The 10,213-nt window shown below is 69.0% G+C and carries 9 protein-coding genes; 5 read left to right on the top strand and 4 right to left on the bottom strand.

Annotated elements, in window-relative coordinates:
- Window positions 1-64: 64 nt before the first annotated feature.
- Window positions 65-520: an anti-sigma factor gene (locus D7V77_RS36990; protein ID WP_120580961.1), complete on the bottom strand. Its 456-nt coding sequence runs from the start codon at window positions 518-520 to the stop codon at window positions 65-67.
- Window positions 521-603: 83 nt separating this feature from the next.
- On the opposite strand from D7V77_RS36990, the gene D7V77_RS36985 reads away from it, so the two are divergent.
- Both D7V77_RS36985 and D7V77_RS36980 read left to right on the top strand, forming a co-directional pair.
- Window positions 604-2,043, top strand: coding sequence for a PLP-dependent aminotransferase family protein (locus tag D7V77_RS36985; RefSeq protein ID WP_120580960.1), 1,440 nt, complete (start codon window positions 604-606; stop codon window positions 2,041-2,043).
- Between the two features lie 168 nt (window positions 2,044-2,211).
- Window positions 2,212-2,868: a DUF4328 domain-containing protein gene (locus D7V77_RS36980; RefSeq protein WP_158624560.1), complete on the top strand. Its 657-nt coding sequence runs from the start codon at window positions 2,212-2,214 to the stop codon at window positions 2,866-2,868.
- Window positions 2,869-2,874: 6 nt separating this feature from the next.
- Here D7V77_RS36980 and D7V77_RS36975 read toward each other — a convergent pair whose 3' ends face one another.
- Genes D7V77_RS36975 through D7V77_RS36965 form a run of 3 tightly spaced genes read right to left on the bottom strand, consistent with a single transcriptional unit; the run spans window position 2,875 to window position 4,962 of the window.
- On the bottom strand, window positions 2,875-3,315 hold the full coding sequence (locus D7V77_RS36975; RefSeq protein WP_120580958.1) for a nuclear transport factor 2 family protein: 441 nt from the start codon (window positions 3,313-3,315) through the stop codon (window positions 2,875-2,877).
- A gap of 43 nt (window positions 3,316-3,358) precedes the next feature.
- A complete protein-coding gene (locus D7V77_RS36970; RefSeq protein WP_120580957.1) occupies window positions 3,359-4,372 on the bottom strand; it encodes an NADP-dependent oxidoreductase in 1,014 nt (337 codons plus the stop codon).
- Window positions 4,369-4,962, bottom strand: a complete 594-nt coding sequence (locus tag D7V77_RS36965) for a DUF2239 family protein (protein WP_120580956.1) — start codon at window positions 4,960-4,962, stop codon at window positions 4,369-4,371. Before D7V77_RS36965 ends, D7V77_RS36970 begins: the two co-directional genes overlap by 4 nt.
- Before the next feature lie 107 nt (window positions 4,963-5,069).
- Here D7V77_RS36965 and D7V77_RS36960 point away from each other — a divergent pair, with 107 nt between their 5' ends.
- The 3 genes from D7V77_RS36960 to D7V77_RS36950 all read left to right on the top strand — a co-directional run bounded on the left by D7V77_RS36960 (window position 5,070) and on the right by D7V77_RS36950 (window position 9,921).
- On the top strand, window positions 5,070-6,578 hold the full coding sequence (locus D7V77_RS36960) for an acetyl-CoA acetyltransferase (RefSeq protein ID WP_120580955.1): 1,509 nt from the start codon (window positions 5,070-5,072) through the stop codon (window positions 6,576-6,578).
- A 209-nt stretch (window positions 6,579-6,787) separates the two neighbouring features.
- On the top strand, window positions 6,788-7,522 hold the full coding sequence (locus tag D7V77_RS36955; protein WP_233597464.1) for a 1-acyl-sn-glycerol-3-phosphate acyltransferase: 735 nt from the start codon (window positions 6,788-6,790) through the stop codon (window positions 7,520-7,522).
- 356 nt (window positions 7,523-7,878) lie between these two features.
- Window positions 7,879-9,921 carry an endo-1,3-alpha-glucanase family glycosylhydrolase gene (locus D7V77_RS36950; protein ID WP_158624559.1) on the top strand — a complete coding sequence of 681 codons (2,043 nt, stop codon included), beginning with the start codon at window positions 7,879-7,881 and terminating at the stop codon, window positions 9,919-9,921.
- Window positions 9,922-10,213: the final 292 nt, after the last annotated feature.

Raw genomic sequence — 10,213 nt, 5'->3', positions numbered from 1 at the left:
TCCTTCCGGTGAGGGGTCCAGGCCTCCTCCTGCCCGGGGGCGGAAGCCGGGGCAACCGCATTCGTCACTCGATGGTGGCGAGGGCCTCCACGCCGTGCTCCTGGCACCAGCGGCGGTACGTCTCCAGCCGCTCCGCGGGGCTCACGCTCTTGAGGACCTGACCGTCGTCGCCCAGGTATTCGATGCCGCCCTTCACGGTGATGTGCAGGACGAGGGGCTCATCGCCCACGACCTTCCAGCTGTCGACGTTGCCGGACGGCTCATAGACATACGTGCCCGGGCCAATCACCTCACCGGTGTCGAGCAGCTGGCGGTGGCCGGAGATGTTGAAGGCGTGCGACTCGCCGACGTGGCGGTGCCGGGGGATGAGGGTGCCGGGCTCCAGGCGGAAGAGGTACATCCAGCCGCTGCCGTCGCGGAAGAAGCGCAGCGGCTTGAACGCGAGCCCGGGCCGGCCCATGGGGATCCACGGCATGCGTTCGGAGTCGACGGGGTGGGAGGCGTAGGTGGAATCGGTCATGCCGGAAGGATGGTCCTCCGCTGGCCCGGTGACAGGGCCAGGATTGACGAATTTCATTGGGCCAATCCGTGGGAGGATGCGGCATGGACTTCCATGTGGAGCTCCGGGGACGCCGGGACCTGGCCGGGCAGATCTACCGGGGGCTGCGCGCGGCCATCCTCGACGGGCGCTTGCGCCGTGGGGAGCGGTTGCCGCCCACCCGCGAGCTGGCGCTGCGCCTGGACGTGGCGCGGAACACCGTGGGCGTGGCGTATGAATGGCTCACTGCGGAGGGGCTCATCGCGGGGCGCACGCGGGCGGGGAGCTTCGTCCAGGGAGAGTCGTCACGGCCGCGTGGCAGGGCAGGGCGGGAGGCCCAGGTGCCGCTGCGCGCCCGGGCCTTCTGGCGCTCATTGCCGGACCTGCCAGCACCGCTGGCTCCCGCCGCGTATGACTTTGGCGTGGGCAGCCCGGACGTCTCGGGCTTCCCATTCGAGTCCTGGCGCCGGCTGGTGGCGCGCCAGCTGCGGGCCGCCACGATGTCCGGGGGCTACGTGGACGCTGCCGGGCACCGGGGGCTGCGGGAGGCGGTGGCGCGGCACGTGGGCGTCTCGCGGGGCGTGCGCGCGGAGGTGGATGACGTGTTCATCACCAATGGCGCGCAGCAGGCGCTGGACCTCGTGGGCCGGGTGCTCATCGAGCCGGGGGACTGCGTCGCCATGGAGGATCCAGGCTATCCGCCCGCGCGGCAGGTGTTCCAGTCGCTGGGCGCGCGCGTCGTGCCTGTTCCGGTGGACGCGGAAGGGCTGGACGTGGCCGCGCTGCCGGACGCCGCTCGGCTCGTCTACGTCACGCCGTCGCACCAGTTCCCGCTGGGCATGCCCATGTCGCCCGCGCGCAGGGTGGCGCTGCTGGAGTGGGCGAAGCGGCGCGACGCGGTGGTGATTGAAGACGACTACGACAGCGAGTTCCGCTTTGGCGGACGGCCCCTGGAGACGTTGCATGGGATGGACCGTTCCGGGCGGGTGCTCTACGTGGGCTCGTTCTCGAAGGTGATGGTCCCCATGCTGCGGATGGGGTTCCTCGTCGCGCCGCCGTCGCTCCAGCGGGAGCTGCGGTGGGCACGGCGCGTGATGGATTGGCACAGTCCGGTGCCGGAGCAGGCAGCGCTCGCGCGGTTCATCGACAGTGGGCTCTTGGCGCGGCACATCCGCAAGATGCGGCGGGATTACGAGGCGAGGCACGCGCGCGTGGCGGAGGGGCTTTCGCGCCACTGCGGAGACTGGCTCCAGGTGGTGCCCTCCGTGGCGGGCCTGCACCTGTGCGCGACGTTCCGGCGAGGCGGCGTGGCGTTGGAGCGGGAGACGGTGGCTCGGGCCCGGGCGGTGGATGTGGGGCTCATCAGCCTGTCGCGTTACTTCGCGGGGCCACGAGCTCGGCCAGGGCTGGTGCTGGGATATGGCGGTATTCCTGCGACACGCATTCCAGAAGGCTTGAAGCGGCTGGGAGCCAGCCTTTCCCATGTGGGATTGACGAAGGGTTGAAGGCAGGCCCTAATTCCTCTCTTCATGCTCAGTGCCGTCGAGGGGGAAGTTGAGTCACAGGCCGTGTGTCCGCAGCATCCCGAAAGGGCAGCGGTGCGCACCTGCGCGCGGTGTGGAAGATATGTGTGCTCGGGGTGCGAACAGGAGAACGGCCAGTGCCGCGAGTGCATGCGGCTCTCCGCCCTGGAGGTGCCCGACTCCCGTGGCCGAGCTCGGCGAGCGGTGACCGCGCTCCAGTTCTCCGCGGCGACGGACCTCTTGAGCCTGGGCCTCCACGTCATCCTGTCCCTGGGGGTGTTCACCGAAGAGGTGCAGGGCGTGCCCGCCGCGGGCGTGGTCTTCCTGAACGTGGGGGGAGGCCTCCTGGCCCAGGTCTTCCTCCTGATGTGGTTCCACCGGGTCGTCCGTCAGCTCAAGGCCCTGGGGCGTGACATCGGGGATTCCCCTGCGATGGCGGTCTGGTGGTGGCTGATTCCCCTGGCCAACTGGGTGAAGCCCTACCACCTGATGAAGGATGTCGCGACGCGGCTGGGTGGGGCGCACTTCGCCTCGGTGCTTCCCCTCTCCGTGTGGTGGGGGGCCAACGTCCTGTCGCGGATCATGAATCAGGTGGACCAGCGGATCATCGGGAAGCTGGAGACGGCGGATGGGGGCATGTCGACCGCCGGCGCCGTGGTGGGCCTGATCGCCGCTGGCTCCGCCCTGGTCATGGCCCTCTTCAGCATCCAGATCATCCGGGCGCTCCAGGAGAAGCTCGACCAGCGGCGCGACGGGCTGGAGTTCGGGGACGGCCCTGTGCCGGAGGCCGGGGCCGAAGCGGCGTGAGGCGGGTTACTTCGCCAGCCGGGTCGCGTGGCTCGCGGCGAGCTTCCACTGGCCCTCGCGGTAGACCCAGGTGTCGGTGAACTGGAAGTCTCCTTCGAACTGCGTCTTGCCGGAGTGGCCCTTGAGGGTGGTGATGCCGGTGACGACGGCGGCGTCGCCATACAGGCGGATCTTCTGGTGGTGGTTGCGGAAGACCTCATAGACGGGGTCCTTCTTCGCCACCTCCGCCAGGTTCTGCTCCAGGTCGGTCACCGTGCCCTTGGAGTCGGTGAGCGTGAAGCGCGCGTCCAGGCTCTTTCGCAGCGTGGCGACGTCGGCGGTCTCGAAGGCGCGGCAGAGCGCGGCCTTGACCTTGAGCAGCTCGCGCTCGTCCTTCGCGGGGTCCCGGGCTTCCGCGGCGCCCGTGGCGAGGGCGAGAACGGTGGTCAGCGTGGTCTGGAGTTTCATCCGGGGCTCCGTGCGTGAGGTGGGAGGCGGCAGGCTACCGCGCTCAGACAGGGGCCGCGACGCGGACCAGCTGCTTGCCCAGGTTCCGACCCTCGAACAGGCCGCGCAGGGCGGACGGCGCCTGCTCCAGCCCTTCGGCGACGGTCTCCGTCAGGGCGAGCTCCCCCAGGGCCGCCCAGGTGGACAGCTCGCGGAAGGCCTCGGGGAAGCGCGGGACGTGGTCCAGGAAGATGAAGCCCTCCATGCGTGCCCGCTGGAAGGCCAGCTGCATGTAGTTGCGCGGCGTGGCGCCGTAGTCACGGTCCTTGTAGCCGGAGGAGACCGCGCCGCAGAGCACCACGCGGGCGCGTACCGCCAGGTGGTCCAGCGCCGCCTCCAGCACGGGCCCTCCCACGTTGTCGAAGAAGACGTCGATGCCCTTGGGCGCCAGTGCCTGGAGGCGCGTCCGGACGTCCTCGGACTTGTAGTCGATGCAGGCGTCGAACCGGGCAACGCGGGTGACCCAATCGACCTTGTGCTGGCCGCCCGCGATGCCGATGACGCGGCAGCCTCGGAGCCTTGCGACCTGTCCGGCGATGGAGCCCACACTTCCAGCGGCGCCGGAGACCAGGACGGTTTCACCTGGTGCCACGCGGGCCACGTCCGTCATGCCAATCCAGGCGGTCAGCCCGCTGGCGCCGTAGAGGTTCAGCATGGCCTTGGGGTCGATGCCGTCCGGCACCTTGTTGAAGCCGAAGAGGCCCGCGTCACCGGCCAGCGCGTACTCCTGCCAGCCCGTCATGCCCGTCACCCAGTCGCCCACGGCCAGCCGTTCGGAGCGGGACGCGATGACCTGTCCGACACCTGCCCCGCGCATGACCTCGCCGAACTCGACGGGCCGGATGTAGGTCGCGTGGGGATTGAGCCACGTGCGCTGGGTGGGTTCGATGGCGAGCCAGACGACGCGCACGAGTGCTTCGCCGGGGCCCGGGGCCGGCACCGGCGTCTGACGCCATTCGAAGCAGGAATCGGAGACTTCATCGTGGGGACGCGACTTCAGCGCCCACTGGTGGTTCATGGTGTCTCCTTGGAGAACGCGGGGGCCGCGAGCTTTCGGGCGCAGTCGCGGATGTCGTCCGGCCAGCTCCGGGTCCACTTGTTGAAGCGGGTGCGGTCGCCCGCGTAGAGCGCGCGGGCGGCCTCCTCGTAGCCCGGCGCGTTGCCGGCCATCGTGGTCATGAAGCGGTCCGTGGCGGCCTGGGCGCGGCGGACACGGTCGGCGTCGCCGCTGTTCGCGCGAGCGGCCTCCACCAGCTTGCGCAGGGCCACGGACGCACCGCCGGGTTGCTCGGACAGCCACTCCCAGTGGCGGGGGAGCAGCGTCACCTCGCGGGCCACGACGCCCAGCTTCGGACGGCCGGGGCCTCGGGGCTCGGAGGACTCGGCGGCCGGGTCCGGCGCGGGTTGGAGGCGGGCGAGCACCTCCGCCAGCGTGCCGCGCAGGTGGAAGTCCACGGTCCGGCCCGTGGCGTCATCGAACAGGATCAGGGATTCATGCTCGCCCGCATCGAGCGCGGCCTTGGCGGCGGTGACGACCTCGGCCGGTGAGCCGGAGGCAAGCAGGCGTTGGCCGGTGAAGGCGGTCCAGGTGGCGGAAGGAGAAATCATGTTGGGGATATTACCCGGGTATAAACAGGCGTCAATTCCATCCGGGTAATATGGGCTCATTGACCGGAATGGCTGGCCATGGGAGCAGGTCGGTCAGGAGGCGAGGCATGAAGGACGCGAACCGGATTCCCGTCATCGTGGGCGTGGGGCAGATCAACGACCGGCCGGAGGATCCGCTGCGGGGCCTGGATTCGCTGGGCTTGATGGAGGCCGCGCTGCGAGCGGCGGACGCGGATGCGGGCGGTGGGTGGCTCTCCCGGCTGGATTCGCTGGCGGTGGTGGATCAGCTCTCGTTCCGGCAGATGGGCCCGTTGCCGCTCGCGCTGGCGGAACGCCTGGGCGCCCGGCCGCGCATTCATGAACAGACGGCGGAGGCCAACGGGGACAGTCCGGTGCGGCTGCTTCACGAGGCCGCCAACCGCGTTGCTTCCGGTGCCGTGGAGGTCGCGGCGGTCGTGGGCGGCGAGGCCCTGCGCACGGCGGCCCGGCGCGCGGCGCTGGCTGCGGGGGATGCACCCTCCGCGCACAACGCCGCGACGAGCATCGGTGTCCAGGCTCACGCGGCCTACCGGAAGCGCTACGGCCTCAACTCTCCGGTCGACGTCTATCCCCTGTATGAGAACGCCGGCCGTGCCGCGTATGGCCAGACGCTGGCGGAGGCGCAGCGGGAGAGTGGCGAAATCTGGTCGCGGTTCTCGCAGGTCGCGGCGGGCAATCCGGGGGCGTGGATCCGCGAGCCTTTGTCCGTGGAAGAGATTGTCACGCCCTCCGCGTCCAACCGGCCCATCGCGTTTCCATATTGGAAGCGGATGGTGGCGAACAGCGCGGTCAACCAGGGCGCGGGGTTCCTGGTCACCAGCCTGGCGAATGCGCTCGCGCGCGGTGTGCCGGAGGACCGCCTCGTGTACGTGGGACGGGGCGCGGCGGCGCATGAGCCGGAGGACTTCCTCGCGCGCGATGGCTATGCAAGCTCACCGAGCATGGCCGTGTCGCTGCGCCGCACGCTGGAGTTGAATGGGTTGACCGTCGACATGCTCGACTTCGTGGAGCTCTACAGCTGCTTCCCGTGCGTGCCGAAGATGGCGCGCCGGGTGCTGGGCTGGCCGCTGGAGAAGCCCGCCACCGTGTTCGGGGGGCTCACGTTCGGCGGTGGGCCCATCGCCAACTACATGAGCCACGCGGTGGTCAGCATGGTGCAGCGGCTGCGCGAGCAGGGCCGTCATGGCCTGCTCTTTGGCAACGGCGGCTTCGCTACGCACAATCACAGCCTCGTGCTCACGCGCGAACCGCCGCCTGCTGGAACACTGCCCCAGCCCTTCGAGCATCAGGCGGAAGCCGACGCCGCGCGCGGCCCGGTCCCTCCGTTCGTGGAGGGCGCCACGGGCCCCGGCCGCATCGAGACGTACACCGTGCTGTACGAACGCGACGGCAGCCCGAGGTTCGGCGTCATCGTCGGGCGCGGCGCGTCCGGTGAGCGTTTCCTCGCGAAGGTCCCGGCCCACGACACCGCGGGCATCGACTTCCTGTGCGACGGGAAGGAGGAGCCTATCGGCAGTGAAGGTCACGCCGTCGCCGGACCCGGCGGGGACATCCTCTGGCACCGGTCTTCCTCCTAAAGCGTATAGGCGGGATGGGAGACCTCAGGGAACGTGCGCCTCTTCTGGAAGGGCGTCCCCACCCAGCTCAGCACGGGCGAATGGTCGCTGACGCTCGAGGCCGGCGCCGCGATGGACGCTGTCACCCACGCGACCCGCTTCGTGCACCACGCGTCATCCATGCACACCTACGCTGTGTGGAACCATCCATCCATGACAGAGTGGGAGCCATCCGAATCCTCCTCTCGATCGCGTTCTGGACCTTCCTCGCGCTGTCCAGCGCGGTGTTGTTCCTTGGAGCGCTCCTGCTGTGGGCGCTCACCCGCCCGTTTGACGCGAATGGACGCGTGCTTCACCTGTACTCGTGCTTCTGGGCACAGCTGTATTTCTACGTGAACCCGATGTGGCACCTGCGGGTGGAGGGCCGCGAACGCCTGCCCTGGAAGGGCGCGGCGGTGCTGGTGGCCAACCACGAGTCGCTGGGGGACATCCTGGTCCTCTTCGGCCTCTACCGGCCTTTCAAGTGGGTCTCCAAGGCGGAGAACTTCAAGCTGCCGCTCATCGGCTGGAACATGCATCTCAACCGGTATGTGCCGCTCATCCGCGGAGACCGGGCGAGCATCATCCAGATGATGGCCGGGTGTGAGCGTTGGCTGTCGCGTGGCGTCCCCATCCTGATGTTTCCCGAAGGCACCCGCTCCAAGGATGGGGAGGTGAAGGCCTTCAAGGACGGCGCCTTCACGCTGGCCATCCAGCAGCGCTGCCCCATCATCCCCGTGGTCCTCACTGGCACCGCGCGGACCATGCCCAAGCACGGGCTGGTCATCCAGCAGGCGGTCCACGCCCGGGTGCGTGTGCTGGAGCCCATCGACCCGGAGGGCTTCGCCGGGGACGTGCACGCCCTGCGCGACCACGTGCGCGATGTCATTGTCCGTGAGAAGGCGCGCATGGAAGCCGAGCGCTGAACATCACGCAACCGGCCCGAGACACCGAGCCGTAGCCCCACGTCCTTGAGCAGCACCCACCGCGCCCGATGCGGAAAGGACGGCGTCCACGGCCGGTAGGGCACATGCGGCAGCACCCGCTCCACCAAAGGAAGGGGGAGGAGCCTGCGCCGAATTCTGTGCCCAGCTTCGGGGGGCCGGGGCCTCGGGGCTCGGAGGACTCGGCGGCCGGGTCTAGCCTTCATTTCTTGAAATACCGTTGTTTCTGAAGCAACCCGTTCAGCTCCACCGCGACAATGGAGCCTGCCCGCCCGTGGAGCGCGCCAGCCATCTCGTGATGGCGCGACAGGAAGATGCGAGCTGGAACGGAGCCTGTGATGCACCCCGCGAATCACGACTTGAAGAGCACCTGGAAGGTCCTGTCCCTGGGGCTGCTGGCCGCGTGGATGGGCTGTGGCGGGGATCCGCTCCATGAGCCCCTGGCCTCGCAGCAGGGGGCGCTCGTGGACGGCTACAACCTCGTCGTCACGGGCGTGAGTCCCACCACGGTGTTTCCGAGCAGTGCCGTCACCTTCAGCGCGACCATCCGGAACGCGGGGAACGTCGCGACGCCCGCGGGCATCGTCCACGGCCTCTCCTTCTGGGTGAACGGTACACAGGTGTCGTGGTCGGACACGTACACGAGCTCCATCGCGCCGGGGGGCAGCGTCACGCTCACCGCCAACTCCGGCCCCGCGGGGACGAAGGTGTGGACCGCGCCGGCCACGGCGGGGGCCCACACGCTCCTCGCGCATGTGGATGACATCAACCGCCTGCCGGCGGAGACGAACGAGAGCGATAACCAGTCCAGCTTCCCGCTGAGCGTGACGCCCGCCGCGACCTGCTCGGACCAGGTGCGCAACGGCACCGAGACAGGCGTCGACTGCGGGCCGGACTGTGGCCCCTGTGAGTGGCCGTTCACCGCGGTGCCGCGCACCACGCTCCGGACGTCGGCGAAGCGGGTGTATGCGCACTGGCACTACTACCCGGTGTCGTTCGACAACGCCAACCCGACGTCCAATGACTATTACGAGCGCGCCTACATCGCGGTGAATGGCGAGAGCGGAAGCCACGCGGCCTACGGCGGCATGATGCGAGAGCGGCCGCTCCCGAGACTTCCCCGCGCGGAGACTGACTGGCGGCTTCGCGACGCGAAGGACGAAATCGAGCTCGCGGCGAGGATTGGCATTGATGGCTTCTATCTGAACCTGTGGACCGACAGCGACGTGAACAACGGCGCGGTGTGGACGCGGGCGAAGACGATTGTCGACGCGGCCTCGCAGGCCGGCGGCTTCGACATCATCCCCAACTTCGACATGACCATCCTGGGGACGGGGAGCCAGGCGGGGGACCAGGACCTGATGATTCGCATCCTGGGGCAGCTGAAGGGCTCCGCGGCGCTCCTGCGGCGGCCGGATGGGAGGTATGTCGTTGGCCTGTTCAATCCTGCCGCGCAGGGCCGGACAGCGGCGTTCTACGCCACCGTGAAGCAGCGCGCGTCAACGGAGCTGGGCATGAGCCTGTACCTGGTGCCGGTCTTCCTTGGCACTGGGAGCACGGCGCTCTTCGAGGAGTACAAGAGTGTGGGGGATGCCTACGCGGGGTGGGGGACGGCCGTCCCGGTGACGACGGCGGGGTACTCCGGGAGCCTGAAGACGAAGGCGGCCGGGTACGGGAAACAGTGGATCCATCCGATGAGCAGTCAGGACTACCGGCCCAAGGACAAGGCCTTCTGGGAGGCGCGCAACTCCCTGACGCTCCGCTCCATCTGGGAGAATGTGATTGCCGACGGCCTGGACGAGGTCCAGATCGTCACCTGGAACGACCAGCACGAGCACCACAACATCCGGCCGTCGACGGGGAAGCAGTGGCCCGCGTACGACATGACCGCGTATTACATCCAGTGGTTCAAGACGGGCACGCGGCCGACCATCGAGCGCGACGTGCTGTATTACAATCACCGCATCCACCATCAGTCTCTCGTGCCCACGACCCAGACGTCCGCGAACCTCGCGGTGTGCAAGGCAGGGTGCCCGGCGACGAATGAAGTGGAGCTGGTGGGCTTCCTCACGTCCGCGGGCCGGCTTGAAATCACGCAGGGCACGACGACCTACGGCGAGGACAAGACAGCGGGCGGCGTGCAGGCCATCCGGACGGCGTTGACGGTGGGGACGCCGACCTTCCGGCTGAAGCGCTCGGGGGGCACCGTGGTGCAGCTCCAGAGCATGCACCCCATCGTGGGCTCCATCGCGTATCAGGACCTGCTGTACCGCGCCGGAAGCTCGGCCCGCGCGGCGCTCCCATCCTGCGCGACCTCCTGTGCCAACGCAGAGGCCCGCTGCCGGCTGTGCCCCGGCGAGCCGATGTGGCTGAAGCGCTGAAGACGCTCAAGGGGCGACGGGCCTGGGCTTCGGCGGCAGTACCCTGGCCGGATAGTTGCTGAAGGAGGCGACGGCTCCTGCGCGGGTGCAGGGCCTGGCCCCTCGAATCGAGCCCCCAGCCCGTCAGGTTGTCATCCTGGCGGGCCTGGGGGTGTGCCATTCCGGCACGGGCTTTCGAGGGAAGGAGACAGCGGGTGTTCACCGTCTTCGATTTGTTTCGGTGGCTGTCGGTCCTGGCGGGCGCGGGTGTGGGCGCATTCGTGGGGCACGGCCTCCTGGGATGGATGGGGGC

This window comes from Corallococcus sp. CA041A, from assembly GCF_003612075.1.
GTDB lineage: Bacteria > Myxococcota > Myxococcia > Myxococcales > Myxococcaceae > Corallococcus > Corallococcus exiguus.
The sequence above is the reverse complement of the archived record's forward strand: the minus strand, read 5'-3'. Positions and strand labels throughout refer to the sequence as shown.

What these genes read in the sequence shown, in the direction of transcription:
- D7V77_RS36975 (WP_120580958.1), bottom strand. Translation starts at nt 3,315, where the DNA reads ATGAAACTCCAGACCACGCTGACCACCGTTCTCGCCCTCGCCACGGGC.
- D7V77_RS36990 (WP_120580961.1), bottom strand. Translation starts at nt 520, where the DNA reads ATGACCGATTCCACCTACGCCTCCCACCCCGTCGACTCCGAACGCATG.
- D7V77_RS36985 (WP_120580960.1), top strand. Translation starts at nt 604, where the DNA reads ATGGACTTCCATGTGGAGCTCCGGGGACGCCGGGACCTGGCCGGGCAG.
- D7V77_RS36950 (WP_158624559.1), top strand. Translation starts at nt 7,879, where the DNA reads ATGCACCCCGCGAATCACGACTTGAAGAGCACCTGGAAGGTCCTGTCC.
- D7V77_RS36965 (WP_120580956.1), bottom strand. Translation starts at nt 4,962, where the DNA reads ATGATTTCTCCTTCCGCCACCTGGACCGCCTTCACCGGCCAACGCCTG.
- D7V77_RS36980 (WP_158624560.1), top strand. Translation starts at nt 2,212, where the DNA reads ATGCGGCTCTCCGCCCTGGAGGTGCCCGACTCCCGTGGCCGAGCTCGG.
- D7V77_RS36960 (WP_120580955.1), top strand. Translation starts at nt 5,070, where the DNA reads ATGAAGGACGCGAACCGGATTCCCGTCATCGTGGGCGTGGGGCAGATC.
- D7V77_RS36970 (WP_120580957.1), bottom strand. Translation starts at nt 4,372, where the DNA reads ATGAACCACCAGTGGGCGCTGAAGTCGCGTCCCCACGATGAAGTCTCC.